General features: G+C 31.0%; 19 protein-coding genes. 13 read left to right on the top strand and 6 right to left on the bottom strand.

Translation table 11 applies throughout. From position 1 onward, the window contains the following. Positions 1 to 78 precede the first annotated feature (78 nt). The 3 genes from cdaA (at position 79) to KMP11_RS00325 (ending at position 2,182) form a co-directional block, all read left to right on the top strand. The gene (cdaA, locus tag KMP11_RS00335) at positions 79 to 900 is read left to right on the top strand and encodes a diadenylate cyclase CdaA (RefSeq protein WP_215755873.1); all 822 of its coding nucleotides are present in this window, start codon (positions 79 to 81) and stop codon (positions 898 to 900) included. Then, positions 893 to 1,852 carry a CdaR family protein gene (locus KMP11_RS00330; RefSeq protein ID WP_215755874.1) on the top strand — a complete coding sequence of 320 codons (960 nt, stop codon included), beginning with the start codon at positions 893 to 895 and terminating at the stop codon, positions 1,850 to 1,852. The genes cdaA and KMP11_RS00330 overlap by 8 nt, the downstream gene beginning before the upstream one ends. A 78-nt stretch (positions 1,853 to 1,930) precedes the next feature. Next, positions 1,931 to 2,182 carry a hypothetical protein gene (locus tag KMP11_RS00325; RefSeq protein WP_215755875.1) on the top strand — a complete coding sequence of 84 codons (252 nt, stop codon included), beginning with the start codon at positions 1,931 to 1,933 and terminating at the stop codon, positions 2,180 to 2,182. A gap of 385 nt (positions 2,183 to 2,567) precedes the next feature. On the opposite strand, the gene ftsH is transcribed toward KMP11_RS00325, so the two are convergent. From ftsH to KMP11_RS00300, 5 genes are all read right to left on the bottom strand, one after another. After that, positions 2,568 to 4,589: an ATP-dependent zinc metalloprotease FtsH gene (gene ftsH / locus KMP11_RS00320; protein WP_215755876.1), complete on the bottom strand. Its 2,022-nt coding sequence runs from the start codon at positions 4,587 to 4,589 to the stop codon at positions 2,568 to 2,570. Positions 4,590 to 4,596: 7 nt separating this feature from the next. Next, positions 4,597 to 5,172, bottom strand: a complete 576-nt coding sequence (hpt, locus tag KMP11_RS00315; RefSeq protein ID WP_215755877.1) for a hypoxanthine phosphoribosyltransferase — start codon at positions 5,170 to 5,172, stop codon at positions 4,597 to 4,599. 3 nt (positions 5,173 to 5,175) lie between these two features. Then, positions 5,176 to 6,498, bottom strand: coding sequence for a tRNA lysidine(34) synthetase TilS (gene tilS / locus KMP11_RS00310; RefSeq protein WP_216279884.1), 1,323 nt, complete (start codon positions 6,496 to 6,498; stop codon positions 5,176 to 5,178). Then, positions 6,488 to 7,123: a S1 RNA-binding domain-containing protein gene (locus KMP11_RS00305; RefSeq protein ID WP_216279883.1), complete on the bottom strand. Its 636-nt coding sequence runs from the start codon at positions 7,121 to 7,123 to the stop codon at positions 6,488 to 6,490. Before KMP11_RS00305 ends, tilS begins: the two co-directional genes overlap by 11 nt. 103 nt (positions 7,124 to 7,226) lie before the next feature. Next, on the bottom strand, positions 7,227 to 7,934 hold the full coding sequence (locus KMP11_RS00300; RefSeq protein WP_216279882.1) for a GntR family transcriptional regulator: 708 nt from the start codon (positions 7,932 to 7,934) through the stop codon (positions 7,227 to 7,229). A gap of 256 nt (positions 7,935 to 8,190) precedes the next feature. Here KMP11_RS00300 and KMP11_RS00295 point away from each other — a divergent pair, with 256 nt between their 5' ends. The 10 genes from KMP11_RS00295 (at position 8,191) to KMP11_RS00250 (ending at position 19,519) form a co-directional block, all read left to right on the top strand. Next, entirely contained in the window at positions 8,191 to 9,498 is a 1,308-nt protein-coding gene (locus tag KMP11_RS00295) for an ABC transporter substrate-binding protein (protein WP_215755881.1), read from the top strand. 466 nt (positions 9,499 to 9,964) lie between these two features. Continuing rightward, the gene (locus KMP11_RS00290) at positions 9,965 to 11,074 is read left to right on the top strand and encodes an ABC transporter ATP-binding protein (RefSeq protein WP_216279881.1); all 1,110 of its coding nucleotides are present in this window, start codon (positions 9,965 to 9,967) and stop codon (positions 11,072 to 11,074) included. Positions 11,075 to 11,108: 34 nt separating this feature from the next. Further along, entirely contained in the window at positions 11,109 to 12,017 is a 909-nt protein-coding gene (locus KMP11_RS00285; protein ID WP_216279880.1) for a carbohydrate ABC transporter permease, read from the top strand. An 11-nt stretch (positions 12,018 to 12,028) separates the two neighbouring features. Beyond that, complete coding sequence (locus tag KMP11_RS00280; RefSeq protein ID WP_216279879.1) at positions 12,029 to 12,859, top strand: carbohydrate ABC transporter permease; 831 nt, start codon at positions 12,029 to 12,031, stop codon at positions 12,857 to 12,859. 3 nt (positions 12,860 to 12,862) lie between these two features. Beyond that, positions 12,863 to 13,552: an N-acetylmannosamine-6-phosphate 2-epimerase gene (locus KMP11_RS00275; protein ID WP_216279878.1), complete on the top strand. Its 690-nt coding sequence runs from the start codon at positions 12,863 to 12,865 to the stop codon at positions 13,550 to 13,552. Then, positions 13,552 to 13,857, top strand: a complete 306-nt coding sequence (locus tag KMP11_RS00270; RefSeq protein WP_215755886.1) for a hypothetical protein — start codon at positions 13,552 to 13,554, stop codon at positions 13,855 to 13,857. Before KMP11_RS00275 ends, KMP11_RS00270 begins: the two co-directional genes overlap by 1 nt. 243 nt (positions 13,858 to 14,100) lie before the next feature. Next, positions 14,101 to 15,363, top strand: a complete 1,263-nt coding sequence (locus KMP11_RS00265; RefSeq protein WP_216279877.1) for a restriction endonuclease subunit S — start codon at positions 14,101 to 14,103, stop codon at positions 15,361 to 15,363. A gap of 131 nt (positions 15,364 to 15,494) precedes the next feature. Further along, on the top strand, positions 15,495 to 15,941 hold the full coding sequence (locus KMP11_RS00260; RefSeq protein ID WP_216279876.1) for a MarR family winged helix-turn-helix transcriptional regulator: 447 nt from the start codon (positions 15,495 to 15,497) through the stop codon (positions 15,939 to 15,941). Further along, entirely contained in the window at positions 15,934 to 17,754 is a 1,821-nt protein-coding gene (locus KMP11_RS00255) for an ABC transporter ATP-binding protein (RefSeq protein WP_216279875.1), read from the top strand. Before KMP11_RS00260 ends, KMP11_RS00255 begins: the two co-directional genes overlap by 8 nt. Next, positions 17,741 to 19,519, top strand: a complete 1,779-nt coding sequence (locus KMP11_RS00250) for an ABC transporter ATP-binding protein (RefSeq protein ID WP_216279874.1) — start codon at positions 17,741 to 17,743, stop codon at positions 19,517 to 19,519. The genes KMP11_RS00255 and KMP11_RS00250 overlap by 14 nt, the downstream gene beginning before the upstream one ends. 45 nt (positions 19,520 to 19,564) lie before the next feature. On the opposite strand, the gene KMP11_RS00245 is transcribed toward KMP11_RS00250, so the two are convergent. Beyond that, on the bottom strand, positions 19,565 to 20,386 hold the full coding sequence (locus KMP11_RS00245) for an acetylxylan esterase (protein WP_216279873.1): 822 nt from the start codon (positions 20,384 to 20,386) through the stop codon (positions 19,565 to 19,567).

Below are 20,386 nucleotides of genomic sequence, written 5' to 3'. Positions count from 1 at the left end.
TTCTAAAAAATATTAAAAAACTATGCTATAATTAAAATATTGAAAAATTATATTAAAAATTATTGGAAGGAGGATAATATGTTAGCTAACTACTTCAGCGAAATTACTTATATGAAAATTATAATATCTTTAATTGATATTTTGCTCGTTTGGTTTTTGGTTTACACCGCTTTGAAATTATTGAGTGGGACACGTGGTATTCAGCTTGTTAAAGGAATAATTATTATTGTTTTTTTGCGTCTAGCTTTTAATCTTATCGGTTTCCAAACAATGAGTTACATTATAGACCAACTGGTAAATTGGGGTGTCCTTGCTATAATTATTATCTTCCAACCAGAAATAAGAAGAACCTTGGAACACCTAGGTCGCTTTAACCTATACAATATAATTTTTAATAGGGATAGCAGCCTTGCTGACAAGGACAGGGCAAATACTATTAATGTTGTTGCTGATACTTCTAAACACATGGCAAGAAGACGTATCGGAGCTCTTATCGTTTTAGAAAATAATACTGGTCTTGATGAATATGCAGAGAGTGGAATTGAATTAAATTCTAATATTAGTAATGAACTAATTATTAATATTTTTATACCCAACACTCCCCTACATGACGGTGCCCTTATCCTAACAAAAGAAAAAATTAGGGCTGCTAGTTGCTTTTTACCCCTTAGCGATAACAAAAATATTGCCAGTAATTTAGGGACTAGACACCGTGCCGCCATAGGACTTTCTGAAAACACAGACGCTATTATCGTGGTCGTGTCGGAAGAAACAGGTCATATTTCTGTTGCCATGAACGGCAAACTAAAAGAAAATCTTCATGCAGGAGATTTAAAAAATTTCCTAAATGAAAATTGGCTAACAACAAATACTACATTGAGAGGCGATACTAATGGATAAAGACAAATTATTTTTAAAAATTGTATCCTTGTTAATTGCTATACTGATGTTTTTTTCAGTAAATGATAATTTATTATCTAATTTCTTTGAACAGGGCAAAAGTTCTAACTACACAACTACTTGGATAAGATCAGTACCCATAGAAGTAAATTATGACAAGAATAAATACTACATCTTAGGAATACCGGATAGTGTTGATGTTAAAATTACTGGACCTACTGCCAAGGTGCAAAAAGAAAGTGTCGATAGAAGTTTCAAAGCACGCATAGATTTTAGTAAAATAGATGTGGGTGATAACCAAAAACTAAAAGTTGAAATCGTCGAATTAAATAATGGGCTTGAAGCAGTTAGTAATCCAGAATTTATCACAGTTTCTGTCCGCAACAAGATAAGTAGAGAGTATCAAGTTAAACCAACAGTTAAAAACGAAAGACTACTCCTAGGTTACAGCTTAAAATCCGTATCAGTAACTGACCAAACTATAAAAATTTCTGGAGCAGAAGAAAGTTTAGACAACATTTACGAAGTTCGAGCAGAAAGTACAGAAAAAACAAAAATCAGCTCTAACATCAAAGAAGAAGCAAAACTAGTTGCTTATGACAGAAACTTCAATAAAATAGAAGATATAGAAATGGAAAAAACTACTACTACTATTTCTATTAATGTAGAAGCCATAGAAAAAACTATTCCCATAACTATCAACCAGATTGGAGAATTACCTAGCGACTATGAATTAGTAAGCATAACAGTTGAACCAAATTCAGCAAAAATAAGGGCTGAGAATAAGGACATCCTCACTAACATCGAAGAAGCCTTTGTAGATGTTGAACTAACAGATATCAAACAAGAAACTAAGGAACTAAGCAATCTTAAAATATATGCAAACACAAGCTCATTATATACTTTTGATGTCGCAACTGTTAAGGTTACTATAAAAGTCAAGAAAAAATAAAAAAGAACTTGCAGTTTTTTTCTGCAAGTTCTTTTTACTTATGCTATAATCAAATAAAACAAAATATTCGGAGGCACCATGGAGGACAAAAAATTATTATTTATCGTTATCAGCACCCTAGCATCTTGTGTCAGTTTGGGGCTTATAATCGGTTCTTTTTTCCTAAAAAATGAAAATACAAAAAATTACATTATCCTAGTAGCATTTGCTATTCTAATAATTCAAAAAATTATAGAAATTATCAAAGTAAAAGAAACTAGAAAAATAAGTTCTGCTATCTTAATACTTTTAGCCACAGCACTAGGTTACTTTATAGGTGTTAGATTTTAGAATTTAATATATAAATAACTTATTAACATCTTACACCACTTATTTTTTAAATATTTTATAGACTAAAAATAGATAAAAAAATATTTCAGCATAAATTATGCTACATTATTTTCTGAGTCTATTTTAATTTTATAAGAATTAAAAAATCATAAATTTTTATCAAGTTATTTGCGACTAGACAAATTTATAATTAAAAATTTATTCGGACTTGGCTATATTCTTTTTTGCAAATTTTTTTATTAATAAGCCAGCACTTAATACTGCACTAATAATTTTTAAAAATTTCATTTTATATCTCCTAAAATTTTTCTAACTAAAGTCTAACACAGATAAAAATAATTAGCAATAAAAGACTTAATATTACTATTAAGCCTTTTATTTTTTATTAATTTTCTTTGTCTGTATCAGATTTTGCTTCTTCAAGATTTTCTTTATTTTCTGAAATTGCTTTAGATGGTAAAACTTGTTCTTCAGCTGATTTTTCTTTTTCTAAAGCCTCTTTTTTAGCTTGTTCTTCATAGTATTTTTTATTTACTATTTTGTCTAATTTTTCAGCTGTTTCTTCATCTAATTCATTTGGCATTTTTCCAAATTCAAATAGGGCAACTATTTCTTTTCTGTCAATAGTTTCTACTTTCATCAGAGTTTCAGCAATTAGTTCAAGTTTTCCTCTATTTTCTTCTATAAGATTTAATACTTTTGAATAATTTTCTGTAATTATTCTTCTTACTTCATTGTCTATTTCTCTTAAAATTTCTTCTGAGTAGTTGCCTATACTTGATAATTGTCGCCCTGTATATGGGTCATTATAAGGGAATTGTAAAGGACCTATCTTATCACTCATACCATATTCTGTTACCATGGCTCTTGCAATTGCAGTTACACGTTCAAAATCATTGTGGGCTCCAGTAGATACTTCATTAAAGAAAATTTCTTCTGCTGCACGTCCTCCAAGTAGTCCACAGATTTTATCCGTAAGGTCTGTTTTTGTCATAAAGTATTTTTCTTCTTCTGGTATCATCAAGTTGTAACCACCTGCGTCCCCACGAGGAATAATTGTTACCTTTTGAACCTTGTCTGCACTGTCTAAAACCATACCTACGATGGCATGCCCAGCTTCATGATAGGCTACTAGACGTTTTTCTTTATCCGTATACACTCTACTACGTTTGGCTGGTCCTCCAATTACCCTATCCATAGCTTCGTCTAAATGCGATTTTTCAATTTGAGTTTTATTTTCACGAGCTGCAAGAAGTGCCGCTTCATTTAATAAGTTGGCTAGGTCGGCACCAGAAAAACCAGGAGTTTTTTCTGCCATACTGCGTAATTCTACATCTTTAGCAAGAGGTTTGCCTTTGGCATGTACTTTTAATATTGCCTCACGCCCTTTTACATCAGGTGTAGATACTTTTATCTGTCTATCAAATCGTCCAGGACGACGCAGGGCAGAATCTAAAACATCTGCTCGGTTAGTAGCAGCTATTACTATAATACCCTTGTCTCCTTCAAAACCGTCCATCTCGACCAATAGTTGATTTAAAGTTTGCTCACGCTCATCATTTCCACCACCTACACCAGAACCACGTTTACGTCCTACTGCATCTATCTCGTCGATAAAGATAATACACGGTGCTGCTTTTACAGCTTCTTTAAATAAATCACGAACACGACTAGCCCCAACCCCAACAAACATTTCTACAAAGTCTGAACCCGAGATTGAGAAAAATGGAGCCCTTGCCTCTCCTGCTACTGCTCTAGCTAATAAAGTTTTCCCTGTCCCTGGAGGTCCTTCTAAAAGTACCCCTTTGGGAATTTTAGCTCCCATTTTTGTAAACTTGCGGTGGTCTTTTAAAAATTCTACCATTTCTGCCAGTTCTTGTTTTTCTTCATCACAACCTGCCACGTCTGCAAAGGTAACTTTAGCTTCATCACCCTCAATTTTTTTTGCTTTGGATTTTTGGAAACTCATTATTTTTCCTCCTCCGCCTCCTTGCATTTGGCTCATAAAGAAGAATAACAATCCTACCATCAATAAAACTGGGAAGGCATTACTCAAAATGCTTATTATCACATTTGTTTTGTCTGCTGCCTTAACTTCTAAATTACCAATATTTTTTTCCTTAGCCTTATTGTAAAAAGCTTCCCATATTGATTTATCCTGAGTTGATATTGTTGAAGTAAATGATTTATCACTGTCAGTATATTTACCTTTTACTATAAATACTTCTTCTGATTGTTGGATAGTAACATCTTTTAATTTATTTTCATCTAATTTTTGTACTAATTGCGAATAATTAATATTCTCTATCGGCCCTGGCAGGTCTTTTTGCCAAAAAGCGAATATACCTATTGATAAAATTATCATGGCTAGTATCGCTAATGTTGGTCTTTGTTTTTTATTATTCATAGAGTAGCTAATCTCCTTCTATCTTATTTTTTACAGTATATATTTCTGGTTTCAAGACACCTATGTAGGGGAGGTTGCGGTATTTTTCTTCATAATCTAAACCAAAACCTACTAAAAATTCATTCGGTGACTCAACTCCTATATAATCTGCATTAACTTCTACTAATCTTGCTTCTGGTTTGTCTACTAAAGAAGCACAAGCTATACTCTTAACTTTTCTTTCCTTTAAGTATGTCATAAGATGTTTTAAAGTTCTACCAGTATCTACTATATCTTCAACAATTATAACATCTCTATTTTCTAAGTCCATAGTTACGTCTTTTCTCAAAATAATACTCCCTGTTGAAGATGTTCCACCATGATAACTTGCTACATCTATAAAATCTGTAACTATGTGTATATCTATATGCTTGATTAGTTCAGACATAAAGGGCATAGCACCTTTTAATGCACACAATAAAACAGGCTCTTGCTCAGAATTTTTATAATCTTCCATTATTTGTTCTGCTATTCTTTTAGAAGCGAGAACTATTTCTTCGTGGCTAAATAATACTTTTTCAATATCTCTTTTTAAATTTTTCATTATTTATCCTTTCAACAATCTTAAATAATAATCGTATTTGCTGTTTTTACTTATTTTACTACCAATACCCAAAACACCCAGAGCCTGCCCCTCCTTATTTTTAACAACTGGCAACCTATCCCTTAGACTTTTCGGGATTTTTTCATCTATAAAAATTCTAGCAATCTTTTTGTGTATATTCCCTCTTTTTATAGTATCTCCATCCTGCTTAGGTGCAAGCAAGAGTGGTAAATCACTTTGGTTAAAACCAAGTTCAGCCTTATTATTATCTCTTGTTATAATTATTTTATAATCTCCAAAATCACAGCTAAATCCATCGTAGATGTCATTAGCTAAAATTTCTATCCTATTATTATAACATTTTTTTTCTATTTTACATACACTTATACTTTGATATTCTTTGATTAATTTAATATTTTCTTTTAAATCTAGGCTAATATTAGCTTTTTTACTAGCTAAATTTTTTAAGGCTGTAAATATTGCCCGCCTGCTGACATTAAAATTATTAAATTTTTCGTTGATAATATAGTTAATAAGAAAATATTTTTCAATATTATGTAAAATATCAAAATCCGCTAGATTAATTTGGTATTTGCTATCATTAATTTTATTGATGTGGGGTATGAATTTAGATAAGGTGTTAAGCCTAACCAAATCATTCAAATCATTGTAATAAGTAGCAAATTCTAATAAATTTTCTTCAGCACCCTTGTTAATAGCTGCTAGATGGGGAACTATCTTGTGCCTAACATAGTTTCTTGTATAGTCTGTATCAAAATTAGTCATATCCTGATAAAATTTTATATTGTGTTGACTTGCATATTTTTCTATATCTTGCTTGGATATATTTAGCATGGGTCTTAAAATTTCAATATTATTTATAATAGTAGCTTCTTCTATTGATAATCTGTAATCTATGGTTCTACCTGAGAATAGTCTTAATATAATATTTTCTACACAGTCATTTCTGTGGTGGGCAGTTACTAGCTTACTTACATTCTCAAGTCCAGCAAATTCTTCAAAGGCTTGATAACGTAAAGAGCGAGCTTGCATTTCTTCGGAAATATGCTGTTCTTTTGATTTTTCTTTTAGGTGTAATTCTTTTTTATAAAATTTTACCTTATTTTTTTGAGCTAGACTTTCTACAAAAGTAGCTTCTTTATAAGATTCTGTACGCAGACCGTGATTTATATGAAAGACCACAAGTTCCTTGTAGCTATCCTTATATTTATCAATAAGCAGATGAAATAAAACTACTGAATCTACTCCGCCAGAAAGGGCAAGGCCTAGCTTATCATTTTTATTCCATAAGATATTAAGTTTCATTTAGCCACCCACTTTCTTTTATCCTGTTTTTTACCTCTTCTAATTGTTCAAGTCTTTTTTCATAATTTGCTACTATATCCTCAACAAAATTTTCTGGAATAGGTAAAAAAACTTTTTCTTCTTTATTTTCTAATTTTTTTTCGTCTGCTAATTTTGTAATGGAATTTTTCTTTTGAAGGGATATTTTTATATTACCTATTGTTGTTAATTTTTTTAAATCCTTTAGGCTAGGACTATTTTTATCTTGTTTTATTTCTTCTTTTTTAACTTTTTCTTTTGCCGTCTTATCCTGTTTTTTTTGAGATTTAATATTGCTTTTAGCCAGAGTAGTTTTTTTAATAGATTTATTTTTTTCTTCTATTATATTATTATTTTTTTTATCAGTTTTTTCATCCTGCTTAATCTCTTTTTGGGTCAGAACAAAATAACCTTTTTTCTTAGAAAGTATTTTAGCAGAAATATTATAACCCACAGAAAAAATTTCTGTTAGCTTCTTCTTTTTAGAAATATACATATATTCCTTAGGCAACAAGGCTTTTTCTCCATTTTCTAACTCTATAAACATGCCATAGTTATAAACTTCTGTAACAAGTCCGCTAACCTGACTACCTTTTTCTAATATCAAAATAACCACCTCACTCAAAAATACTTTTTTATTATAACATATTAAATTTACTATTAATAGAAAAGAAAAAACAGAAATAAATATTTATTTCTGCTTAATTAATTTAATCATGTATTTCTATTTTGTAATATTTGTAGTTAATATAAATTTTTACATATTCAAAAATTTTTCCGTTTGGTAAGAATGTTTGTCTGTCAAATTCAAAACACGGTTCATTATCAGGTGCAATCAAGTCTTTTACTTCTTTAGGAAGACCTACCGTAACACTTATAGTTTTTTTAAATTTTTCTTTATGAATATCTATACGATATTTATTTCTAATCATAGTTGCTAATTCACTAAAATCTTCTAAATTTTCCGTATCAATATTAGGAAGATATTTTATGGGTATATAGTTTACTTGATAGGCCCAATTAATAGTATCAATATATTTTACACGATTTACTTTTAGTAATTTTTGAGGCTTAATTTTTAAAAATTTTGTACATATTTCTTCATCAACTATTATCTCTGCTGAAAGAACCTTAGATTTTTCTATATTTTTTGGATTGAAATAATATTTAAAATTATTATTTTCTGTAAAATATATTTTTTTATTTACCAGGGTTTTACAAACAAAACTTCCCCTGCCCTGAACCCTATAAATATAACCGCTGCTTACTAAGTCATTTAAAACCCTAACCGCAGTTGTACTACTAACATTATAAATATCTTTTATTTCTTTTTCTGTATATATTTGTTCACCCTCTTTGAAGATGCCACTTTCTATTTTTAAAATTATATTATTAATAATTTTTTCATATTTTTTCATTATATCACCACCGAATGTATAGTAAACACCTATAAATAATCAATATAATATTATCATTTTAGAATATATTTGTAAAGGAAATTTCTAATACTTTTTTCTACGCTTTCATAAAAAAATATAAATAATTAAAAATTAGTAATTCAATTAAAAAATATTATTAAAAACGCTTTACATTTTTTGAATAATGTGCTATTATAAATTTAACACGTTAAGTGCAATAATTTTTATCTTAATATATCTAAAGGGGGCTCAGTTTATGAGTAAAAAATTTTTAAAAATTATTTCTGCAGCTGCTGCTTCAGCTGTATTACTTACAGGGTGTGTAGGTGGAAAAAAAGATGATAAAAAAGCCGCTGACCCTAATGCAAAAGTTGAGATTACATACTGGAACTTCCCTCAATTCACAAAAGACAGTGAATTTAAAACAACAGAGGAATATGACGCAGCATTAATCAAAGCTTTTGAAGCTAAATATCCAAATATTAAAGTAAACTATCAAAAAATTGAGTTTACTGATGGACCAGCTAAAATCGAAACAGCTATCCAATCAAAAACAGCTCCAGATGTCATATATGACGCTCCTGGGCGTGTAATTGCTTGGGCAGCAAAAGATTTATTAGTGCCATTCGATAATATTGACAAGTCTAAATTAGCTCCAGCTGCAGTAAATGCATCTAGCTATAAAGACAAAGTGTACCTATATCCACAAGGTGTTGCTCCATTCTTAATGGGTGTTAACCTTGACCTTACAGATAAATTAGGTGTTACTGATTTATTACCGCTTAAAAAAGAAGGACGTAACTGGACAGTTGAAGAATACGAAAAATTCTTAAAAGCTGTTAAGGAAAAAGACCCAAGTATAACTCCTGCTTTATTCTACACTAAATCAGCAGCAGGCGACCAAGGCCCACGTGCATTCGTATCTAACCTTTACGGTTCTTGGATTACAGATAAAGATGTAACTAAATACACTATCAACGATGAAAAAGGTGTTAAAGGGCTTGAGTGGGTTAAAAAAGCTTATGATGAAGGTCTTTTAGGACAAGGTGTTGCCCTTGAAGCTAAAGACGCATTAGAAGCGTTCAAATCTGGACAAGCAGCTTCTACTATCCTATTCTCACCAGGGATATCATCATCGCATGCATCTGGATTTAACTTTAAATTCTTACCATTCCCTAACAACAGCGGAAAAGCTACTTATGAATACCTAGTTGCTGGTCCTGCTATCTTCGATAATGGAGATGCAAACAGAGCAGAAGCAGCTAAAAAATTCGTAGACTTCATGGTTAATGATAAGGATTGGGGTAAACGTACTCTATTAGCTTCTGGTAACTTCTCAGCCAAAGTTGGTGAAACTGGTCTTTACGATTCAGAAGAACTTAAATTTGCTGAAAGCCTAACACCACAATTTGGTCCATACTACAACACTATACCTGGATTTGCTAAAATGCGTCCGCTATGGTTCAATATGGTTCAAGGTGTACTTAACGGAACTTCTACTCCTAAAGCAGGATTAGACAAGTTCGTTAATGACGCTAACAAAACTATTGAAGAAGCAAAATAGTTTAAATTAAACAGAAACTCAAATTTGAGTTTCTGTTTTTTTATAAACTAATTTATTTTAAATTTAGTTTCTGCGAATTTTTATATTACAATTAAATATCTACAAATATTTTAAAAATAAAAAATAAAATAATTAGCGTTAAAATTTTTAAAATAAAAATATTTTTTATCAGTCATAATTATAATGAATTTAATATTAATTAAATTTTTATCTTATAAGCAATATAAAAAATTTTATAAATAACTAAAAAATACATAAAAAAATAAGGAGTAATTTAACATATTAAATTACTTCTTAATATTTTATATGCAAAAAATAATATCTTTTTATAAATCTCTACCATAACCTTAATACGGCTTTTTAAAATTTTAAAAATCACAAATAAAACGCTTTACAAAATGCCTATAACATGGTATTATAAATTTAACACATTAAATAATCTATTTTATAATTATCGGAGGTTTTTATGGTAAATCTTTCTTTAAAAAATATTTATAAGAAATATGACAACGGCTTTGTTGCTGTTACAGATTTTAATCTGGAAGTAGCAGACAAAGAATTTATAGTTTTTGTAGGCCCTTCTGGATGTGGTAAATCTACTACTCTACGTATGATTGCAGGTTTAGAAGATATTTCTGAAGGAGAATTCTACATAGGGGACAAATTGGTAAATAATGTGGAACCAAAAGACCGTGATATAGCCATGGTATTCCAATCTTACGCTCTTTATCCTCACATGACAGTTTTTGAAAATATGGCTTTCGCTTTGAAACTTAGAAAAGTTCCTAAAGATGAAATAAAAGCTAAGGTTGAAGAAGCCGCTAAAATTTTAGGGCTTGAAGAGTTACTTGACAGAAAACCTAAGGCTCTATCAGGTGGTCAACGTCAAAGGGTTGCTCTAGGACGTGCTATCGTTCGTTCTCCAAAAGTATTCTTAATGGACGAACCACTATCAAATCTGGATGCTAAACTACGTTCAAACATGCGTGCTGAAATAATTAAAATTCACAACTCGCTTGGAGCTACTACTATTTATGTAACTCACGACCAAACAGAAGCTATGACAATGGCAGACAGAATTGTTGTTATGAAAAAAGGGATCATTCAACAAATAGGTAAACCAAAAGAAATCTATGACGAACCAGAAAATCTTTTCGTTGCTGGATTTATCGGAGCCCCAACAATGAACTTCCTACACGGTAAAATATCAGAAGGTAACTTTATAACTAAGGGGAATACTGCTATTGAAATACCTGAAGCTATGCGTAATAAGTTAATAGAAAAAGGTTATGAAGGAAAGGAAGTTGTTTTAGGTATTAGACCAGAAAATATTTCTAATGACCCCCTAGTTTTAGAAACTTACAGCCATGCAACAATAACTTCAAAAGTAATAGTTGCTGAATTGTTGGGTTCTGAATATATTGTTCATACTGAAATTAACGGGGAAGATATAAAAGCAATAGTCCATTCTAGACAAAATATTAAAATGGGAGATGAAATAAAATTTGCTCTTGACATGAATAGAGCTCATTTCTTCGATGTAGATACAGAATTGTCTATTCTTTTAGAAAAGTAATTAAAACTAATTTTAAAAATTTAAAGGAGACAACATGAAAAAAGCAACAGTAAATAAAAAACGCATAGATTATAGTGCATACTTGTTCATCCTACCTGTTTGTATTTTCTTTATTACATTCGTTTTAGTTCCTATGATTCGTGGGCTTGAGTTATCACTATTCAGTTTCTCTAAACGAAATCCTGTTTTCGTAGGATTTAAACAATATGCAGACTTACTTTTTAGTAGTAATGGGGCTACTATTCACGAACCTTTTATGAAATCTTTAGTTAATACTGTCATAATAACTGCAGTGGCAGTTCCTATCGTAGTATTAGTTTCGATTTTTGTTGCGGTAACAATATATAATAAACACGCAACTGTAAGGTCATTCTTCCGTGGTGTATTCTATATACCAGCTATCTCTTCTGTAGTTTCTGTTACGGTAGTTTGGGCATGGATTTATCACCCACAATATGGTATTTTAAACTACCTATTTAACTCAGCAGGTATTATAAGTAAAAATGTTGACTGGCTAGGGAATCCAAATACAGCCCTATATGCAATTATCACTATATTGATAACTACTTCTTTGGGCCAACCAATCATACTTTATGTTGCAGCATTGGGTAACGTGCCGAAAGAATTATTAGAAGCAGCTGAAATTGATGGGGCTACTAAATGGCAAGTTTTTAGAAAAATAACTTGGCCACTTATTATGCCAACAACACTTTATATAGTGGTTGTTACTACGATAAACTCTTTCCAATGTTTCGCACTCATCCAACTTTTAACAGCTGGTGGTCCAAACTACGGAACAAGTACAATCATGTACCTAGTTTATGAAGCAGCAATCAAAAATGGTGACCATGGTATTGCTTCTGCAATGGGTATTATTTTAGCTATTGTCATAGGAATTATATCTATCTTACAATTCAAATTCCTATCAACAGATAACGATTAGGAGGGAAAATAATGAAAGAGAAAATAAGTATTTTTAAAATAGTATCAATGATTATATTACTAGGCTTGACAGTATTCTTTATATTCCCATTCTACTGGATAGCATCAGGTTCATTTAAACTTCAAGATGTTGCAATATCTATTCCGCCAGAATGGTGGCCTAGCCAGCCTATACTTGATAACTATACAAAACTTTTCACACCACTAACTCTACGTTGGTTCTTTAACTCAGTTTTTGTATCAATAGCAACTACTTTTCTAGTATGTGCTACTTCTGCACTAGCAGGATACGCTTTAGCTAAAAAAGAATTTCCTGGAGTTAAGATTATATTCATGATTTTTGTTGCCGCTATGGCACTACCAAAACAAGTAATATTAATTCCTTTATTAAACTTAATTACTGAATTTGGTCTGATGAACACATACTATGCTCTAATTTTACCAGCTGTTGGTTGGCCGTTTGGGGTATTCCTAATGCGTCAATTCTCTCAATCAATACCGAAAGAATTACTTGAATCAGCAAGAATAGATGGTTGTGGTGAATTAAGAACATTTACTAATATAGCCCTACCAATTATCAAACCTGGTATTGGAGCCTTAGCAATATTTACATTCATTTCTAGTTGGAACGATTACTTCTCACAATTAATCTTCTCTAACACACCAGAAATGTCTACCCTACCTCTTGGGCTTGCAGCCTTAGCACAAGGTCAAGAATTTTCAAATGACTACGGACTACTAATGGCAGGAGCTACCCTAGCTTCTTTACCTATGATTATAGTATTTATTTGTTTCCAAAATTACTTTACTCAAGGTGTTACATTAGGAGCGGTGAAAGGATAAAATATGAAAAAAGAACAATTATTCGACTACTTAAAAGGTGGATTAATAGTTTCTTGCCAAGCATTAGAAGGAGAACCCCTATACAGAAAAGAAGGTGGCGTTATGATGCTTATGGCTCAAGCAGCAAAAGAAGCTGGTGCCATAGCTATACGTGCCCAAGGAATAGTAGATATTGTTCAAATTAAAGACTATGTTAAGCTACCTGTTATAGGGATTATAAAAAAATCATATCCAGGCTACGACTCGTACATTACTGCTACTATGGAAGAAGTAGACGCTCTTGTTGAAGCAGGTTCTGATATAATAGCCCTAGATTGTACTCTTAGACAACGTGGCGATGGAAAAACTGTTAATGAATTTATAAAAGAAATCAAGACAAAATATCCAGACGTAGTTCTTATGGCTGATATTTCTAATTTGGAAGAAGCTATTAATGCAGAAAAAGCTGGTGTTGATTGTGTAGGTACAACTATGAATGGCTACACTCCTTACACAGCTGATTCTAAAAAATTCGACCCAGATTTTCTAGCTAGTATTAAAGCAAATGTTAATATACCGATTATAGCTGAAGGAAAAATACATGAACCAAAAGAGTTAAGAGCTGCCCTAGATGCAGGTGCTCACTGCGTTGTGGTTGGTGGAGCAATAACTCGTCCTTTAGAAATAGCTAAAAGATTTGTGGCAGAGCTATAATGACTATACTTTATCTTATGGCTTATTGGTACACATACAGCAAATGGTATATACTCGGTTCATGGTTTGTAACACACATGCTTAATGTTGCATTTAAAAAATTGTGGTTATCTCCTCTAATTGTAAATGCAGTAGCTATTATACTCCTAGCTGCTGGAATATATTTGGGTATGATTAAAGGTCAAGAAGTAGGTATATCATTTTTATCGGTATATATGCCAATAGTATTTTCTAGTATAATTATGAATTTAATTGTACTAGCTTATAGAAAAATTAAAGAAAAAATAAAAAATTCTATAATTTAATATCTAAATTTCACTCCAGAAGTTAGAAAAAAATCTAATTTCTGGAGTGTTTTTTTTATTAGCTATATAATAATTAGTAAGGATGCAAAGAACAACAAAAATAATTTATAGTGAATATTTTTACACTTTTGAATTTTTTTCATATGGTAAGAGAAAATATAGTATGCTATAATAAAACCTAGCAAAATATTATATAAAAAAATAAAAACAAAAATAAGTAAGCAAAATAAAACAGGAGAATAGATGAAAAAGTATGAGAAATACAAAGAAATAAAACTGCCCTGGTTAAAGGAAGTGCCAGAGGGGTGGGAATTAAAACAAATTAGAGAAATTTTTTATGAAAGAAAAGAAAAAGTATCAGATAAAGATTTCCCAGCGTTATCGGTAACAAAAAATGGTATATATAAACAACTTGAAAATGTTGCTAAAACAAACGATGGAGATAATAGAAAAAAGGTGCTTAAGAATGATTTTGTTATAAATGGTCGTTCAGACAGAAAAGGGTCTTCAGGATTAAGTTGTTATGATGGTTCTGTATCATTAATTAATATTGTATTAATTATAAAGAATGCATACCCCAAGTTTATACATTATTTATTAAAATCTATTCCGTTTCAAGAAGAATTTTACAGAAATGGAAAGGGCATTGTGGCAGATTTATGGAGTACAAATTTTCAATTAATGAAAAATATAATTTTACCTATCCCCCCACTATCTGAACAAACCCAAATAGCCAACTTTCTTGATTGGAAAATAAATGAAATAGATAGGTTGATAGAGTTAGAGAAGAGGAAGATAAAAGAAATTGAAAAATTAAAAAATAGACTAATAAATAAATTAATAAAAGTAGAAAATGGAAATAAGATTAAAATAAAATATTTTTGCAATTTATTTGGAAGAATTGGTTGGCAAGGCTTAAATTCGGGTGAATACAGTGATAAGGGAATATTACTTATTACTGGAACTGATTTTAAAAATGGAGAAATAAATTATGAAACTTGTGTCCGAGTTCCTTATTTCAGGTGGGAACAAAATAAAAATATTCAGATAAAAAATGATGATTTATTGATAACAAAAGATGGAACAGTGGGGAAATTGGCACTTGTTAAAAATTTAAAAGAAAAAGCTACACTTAATTCAGGAATTATGAAAATAGAATTTTTTAAAGACACTATTGTTACTAAAGAATATCTTTATTATGTATTAAAAAGTGATATATTCAAAGAATGGTTTAATAATTTAAATTTAGGTGTTGCTACAATAATTCACCTATATCAAAGAGATTTTTATAATTTTGAATTTTTTTATCCAGATATTCATACTCAAGAAAAAGTAGTTATAAAAATTAAAAATATAGAAAATAAATTTGATAACTTATTAGCTTATTTAGAAAGTCAAATCCAAAATCTACAAGAACTAAAACAAAGTTTAATTTCTGATGTAGTTACAGGAAAAATAGATGTTAGAGATATAAAAATACCAAATTATAAAAAACAAAAGTATTGATTAGAAAAACTAATCAATACTTTTTTAAATTTTAATTTATTAAAAAATTAGTTCTCATGAAAACTTTTATATTGACAAGAAAAATTATTAGTAGTAAAATAGTTTCCACGCTAACTATTTTGGAGGGTGTTGTGGAAAATAATTTATCTAACATAAAAAAATTATTAAACGACCTTGAAAAGTACTGTACAAAAAAAGCCAAGTTATATGACGTAGAAAATTTGGCAGGACCTCAAGGAAAAGTACTCTATTATCTATACAAAAATAAGGACAAAAAAATTTTTGTTAAGGATATAGAAAAAAAATTCGATATGACAAAGTCAGTAACTAGCAACTTACTTAAACGTATGGAAAAAAATAATTTTATAGAAATTATTCCATCAAAAAAAGATAGACGTTATAAGCAAGTTGTCTTAACAAGCTATGCAGAAAATAAAATACCTAACCTACTTCTATTTACAGCCGATGTTCATAGCGTATTGGGTAAAGATATTTCAAAAGATGATTGGCTAATTACAAAAAAAGTTTTAAAACAATTAGCTGAAAATATTTCAAAAGAGGAGAACAGCGATGTTTAAATTATTAAAAAAATTGACAAAAACAGAACTACTATTTGTTCTAATATCGGTAGCTTTTGTTTGTGCTAATGTTTGGCTAGAATTGGAAATACCAGCATTTATGTCAGAGATAACAACCCTACTGGGTACTCCTGGCACAAGTGCAAATGATATTTTTTCATTTAGTATTCACAGTCCAGGAATGAAAATGCTCTACTATTCTTTATTAAGTTTTATAGCTTCTGTTGTAGTAGGTTTTTTCTCAGCAAGAGTTGCCGCTTCATTTACAAGCAGAATACGTTCAGAGATATTTCATAATATACTAGACTATTCAGAAACAGAAATTAAAAAATTCGGTATTCCTAGTTTATTAACAAGGTCTACAAATGATATTACTCAAATTCAAATTTTAATAACAATAGGCTTACAGGTTGTAACAAAAGGTCCTATCATGGCTATTTGGGCTATGACTAAAATAGCTGGCAAGGGTGTTGTTGAATGGATGTGGGCAACAGCCGTTGCAGTTGCTTTTCTAGTTTTTGTTATTGCCATATTACTAACTTTAGTCTTTCCTAAGCAAAGAATTATTCAAAAGATGACAGACAACTTAAACTTAATCACTAGAGAATCATTAACTGGTATCCGTGTTGTTCGTGCCTATAATGCCGAAGGTTATCAAGAAGAAAAATTCCAAAAAACTAATGATGATGTTACAAGACTAAACTTATTTGTTACTAGAATTTTATCTGTTATGAACCCCGTAATGTTATCAATATCTAGTGGTTTGACTTTAGCTATATATTGGATTGGTGCTTTCTTAATAAATGATATTAAGATACCCCAAGACCCTAGCAAGATAGAACCTGCCCTGCGTGAAAAACTAGCAATATTTTCTGATATGATAGTATTCTCATCTTATGCAATGTTGGTAGTAATAGGTTTTATGCTTATGCTGGTAGTCTTTATGATTTTACCAAGAGCCATAGTTTCTGCCAAAAGAATTAATGAAGTTTTGGAAACTACAAGTTCTATTAAATTTAACAAAAATACACAAAAACATTCTCAAGAAAAAGCCACTGTAGAATTTAGTAATGTTAGCTTCAGATATTCTGAAAATTCAGAAGCTGTCCTTGAAAATGTATCTTTTAAAGCCGAAAAAGGTCAAACTGTTGCCTTTATAGGTTCTACTGGTTCGGGTAAATCAACCTTGATTAATCTTGTTCCAAGATTTTATGACGCAACGAGTGGTCAAATAAAAATTAATGGCAGTGATATTAAAAATTATTCAAAAGAAGATTTACACAACATAATAGGATACATACCACAAAAAGCAGTCCTATTTAGTGGTAGTGTAAAATCCAATATACAAATGGGAACTAGTAAGCAAGAAAATCTAAGTGATGAGGCTATTTGGACAGCCCTTGAATTAGCCCAGAGTAAAAACTTTGTTGAAGCTAAAGAAGATGGTTTGAATGCCCACGTTGCTCAGGGTGGAACTAATTTTTCAGGCGGTCAACGTCAACGTTTAGCTATAGCTCGTGCCTTGGCAAGAAAACCGGAAATTTTAATTTTTGACGATTCATTCTCAGCACTTGACTATAAAACAGATAAAATTCTGCGTGAACAACTCAAAGAAAAAACAAAAGATACGACAAAATTAATAGTAGCACAAAGAATTTCTACTATTATTGATGCAGATTTAATTATCGTTTTAGAAGAAGGTAGGGTTGTTGGTCGTGGCACTCATGAGGAACTATTAAAAACTAACAAGGTCTACCAAGAAATTGCCTACTCTCAATTATCTAAGGAGGAATTAGAACATGAAAAAAAATAATACTTCTTTCTTTGGAAAATTAAAAAACCATACACAAGGCTTCCAATTAGGATTTATTGTCGCTAGTATTTTAGCTATTGTTTCTGCCGTTACGACAGCAATTGGTCCCGAAAAATTAAAAGAAATTACCAATCTTATAGTAGAGGGAATAAAAATTAACAGCGACGGAACTTTTTCTAATATTGATATAGACAAAGTTGTAAATATAGCCATATTTTTAACAATTCTCTATTCAATATCGGCACTTGCAGGCTACGCTCAAAGTTTTATAATTGCAACCATTGTTCAGAAATTTAGTAATAGACTGCGTAAACTTATCTCGAAAAAAATAAATAGTCTACCCCTAAAATACTTTGATTCTCATTCACAAGGAGATACCCTATCTCGTGTTACCAATGATGTTGATACGGCTAGCCAGTCTTTAAATCAAAGTTTATCACCAATTATTTCATCAACAATACTAATTTTGGGTGCAGTATTTATGATGATTAAAACTAATTTTACTATGGCTATGACTGCAATCGGTTCTGTTTTTATCGGTTTTGCCTTGTCTGTAATAATTATGATTTCATCGCAAAAAATCTTTAAAAAACAGCAAACTAACCTTGCCCTAGTAAATGGTTATATAGAGGAAATTTATTCTGGTCATAATGTTGTAACTAGCTACAACGCTATAAATCAAAGTAGCAGTGAATTTAATAAACTAAATAGCAAACTCCATAAAACTATGTGGAAATCTCAATTTATATCTGGTATCATGATGCCCATGATGATATTTATAGGCAACTTCGGTTATGTTATGGTCTGTGTCGTGGGTGCAATCTTGGTTATTGACGGCAAGATTACAATAGGCCATATCGTAGCCTTTATGACCTATGTGCGTATTTTTTCACAACCCCTATCACAACTTGCCCAAGCTGGAACACAAATGCAATCTGCCAGTGCAGCCATGGGTCGTATTTTTGAATTTTTAGAAGAAAAAGATATGCAAGATGACAGCGACAAAAAACGTCAATTAGACCATATCAAAGGAAATGTAGAATTTAAAAATGTTTCATTCGGTTATAGCGAGGAAAAAACAATAATTCATAATTTCACAGCAAAAGCAAATGCCGGGCAAAAAATCGCCATAGTAGGTCCAACTGGAGCTGGTAAAACTACCATAGTAAACCTATTAATGAAATTCTATGAAATTAATAAGGGGTCAATAGAAATAGATGGTGTCGATATTAAAAATATGAGCAGGGCTGAAATCCACGACGCTTTTTCTATGGTTCTTCAAGATACTTGGTTATTTGAAGGAAGTGTCCGTGATAACCTAGTTTATAACCAAAAAAATATTTCTGATGAAGATGTTAAAAAAGCTACAAAAGCAGTCGGCGTTCATCACTACATCAAAACTTTACCCAATGGTTATGATACTATCCTAAACGATACTAATAGCCTTTCAGTAGGACAAAGACAGCTAATAACTATTGCTAGAGCCCTACTAAAAAATTCACCACTTCTAATACTTGATGAAGCTACATCATCTGTGGATACTCGTACAGAACAAATAATTCAAAATGCCATGGATACATTGATGAAAGGACGTACATCTTTCGTTATAGCCCACAGACTTTCAACCATTAAAAATGCAGACTTAATACTGGTTATGCGTGAGGGTAATATTATCGAACAGGGTAACCACGATGAACTGATTGAACAAAATGGTTTCTATGCCGAACTTTATAACTCACAATTTGAAGAGGGTGAAGAAGAATAAAAAAAGCAGAGTAAAATTTACTCTGCTTTTTTGCTATCTATATTTTTAATCTTGGGCTAAATTTCTAAGCACATACTCATCAAAAAAGTGTTCTTGTAAAACTTCTTTTTCAAACTTGCGATATTTTTTAATTTCTTTTTTACTTGCCAGCATATCAAAAAATTTATTTTGACAAGCTAGTGGCGTTACTGGATTTAAACCAGACTGCCCGTAATAAACTTCCGCTTCTATATCTTTTGCATAGCTTAAAACATCTATTTTTTCTAAAGACTTAAACATTTCATCTTCTTTTTCAATGTTGTAGCGTAGATAATTTCTTAGCGGTTCGTAATAACCTGTATCCTTATCTTCAACTACAATAGTTTCAAAATCACAGTTATCGATATTAGCGATAAACAATTTATCTATTTTTTTACTAACTGCACTTGCAACAGCTAGACATGCAGCACCCTGACCTACTCCAAAGCCGTATATTTTTTTTGAAGAAAATTCTTTTTCTAAAATACTTACTAAGTCTAAAGTATCTTGATAAAGATTTAAGAAATAATCATTTTCTAAAAAAGGTGCATAGATAGACCAGCTTTGCTCATTGCTACTTTTCCCGATTTGACCCCTAACGTGTAAAGAGCATACGGCGTAACCATGTAAGGCGTATCTACTCAAGTTTAGGTAATCTTTAGGTGCTATCTTGTAGTCAGCAACTTCTAAAACTACCGCCTTTACTTCCCCTTTAGGAAGGAATAAGTCTGCATAGATATTAGAATTATCTCCTGCTAAAAAACTAAGTCCGTAACAGTCAGCACTAGGATGCCCCTCTAAAATATTTGTTTTATTATAAGTAAATTCTCTTTTGTATTGTAATTCCAT

The organism is Gemella sp. zg-570, assembly GCF_018866345.1.
GTDB lineage: Bacteria > Bacillota > Bacilli > Staphylococcales > Gemellaceae > Gemelliphila.
Note: the sequence above shows the minus strand (reverse complement) of the source record. Positions and strands in the feature narration are given on the sequence as shown.

Coding starts and splice junctions, on each gene's coding strand:
- cdaA (WP_215755873.1), top strand. CDS start 79: ATGTTAGCTAACTACTTCAGCGAAATTACTTATATGAAAATTATAATA.
- KMP11_RS00330 (WP_215755874.1), top strand. CDS start 893: ATGGATAAAGACAAATTATTTTTAAAAATTGTATCCTTGTTAATTGCT.
- KMP11_RS00325 (WP_215755875.1), top strand. CDS start 1,931: ATGGAGGACAAAAAATTATTATTTATCGTTATCAGCACCCTAGCATCT.
- ftsH (WP_215755876.1), bottom strand. CDS start 4,589: ATGAATAATAAAAAACAAAGACCAACATTAGCGATACTAGCCATGATA.
- hpt (WP_215755877.1), bottom strand. CDS start 5,172: ATGAAAAATTTAAAAAGAGATATTGAAAAAGTATTATTTAGCCACGAA.
- tilS (WP_216279884.1), bottom strand. CDS start 6,498: ATGAAACTTAATATCTTATGGAATAAAAATGATAAGCTAGGCCTTGCC.
- KMP11_RS00300 (WP_216279882.1), bottom strand. CDS start 7,934: ATGAAAAAATATGAAAAAATTATTAATAATATAATTTTAAAAATAGAA.
- KMP11_RS00295 (WP_215755881.1), top strand. CDS start 8,191: ATGAGTAAAAAATTTTTAAAAATTATTTCTGCAGCTGCTGCTTCAGCT.
- KMP11_RS00290 (WP_216279881.1), top strand. CDS start 9,965: ATGGTAAATCTTTCTTTAAAAAATATTTATAAGAAATATGACAACGGC.
- KMP11_RS00285 (WP_216279880.1), top strand. CDS start 11,109: ATGAAAAAAGCAACAGTAAATAAAAAACGCATAGATTATAGTGCATAC.
- KMP11_RS00280 (WP_216279879.1), top strand. CDS start 12,029: ATGAAAGAGAAAATAAGTATTTTTAAAATAGTATCAATGATTATATTA.
- KMP11_RS00275 (WP_216279878.1), top strand. CDS start 12,863: ATGAAAAAAGAACAATTATTCGACTACTTAAAAGGTGGATTAATAGTT.
- KMP11_RS00270 (WP_215755886.1), top strand. CDS start 13,552: ATGACTATACTTTATCTTATGGCTTATTGGTACACATACAGCAAATGG.
- KMP11_RS00265 (WP_216279877.1), top strand. CDS start 14,101: ATGAAAAAGTATGAGAAATACAAAGAAATAAAACTGCCCTGGTTAAAG.
- KMP11_RS00255 (WP_216279875.1), top strand. CDS start 15,934: ATGTTTAAATTATTAAAAAAATTGACAAAAACAGAACTACTATTTGTT.
- KMP11_RS00250 (WP_216279874.1), top strand. CDS start 17,741: ATGAAAAAAAATAATACTTCTTTCTTTGGAAAATTAAAAAACCATACA.
- KMP11_RS00245 (WP_216279873.1), bottom strand. CDS start 20,386: ATGGAATTACAATACAAAAGAGAATTTACTTATAATAAAACAAATATT.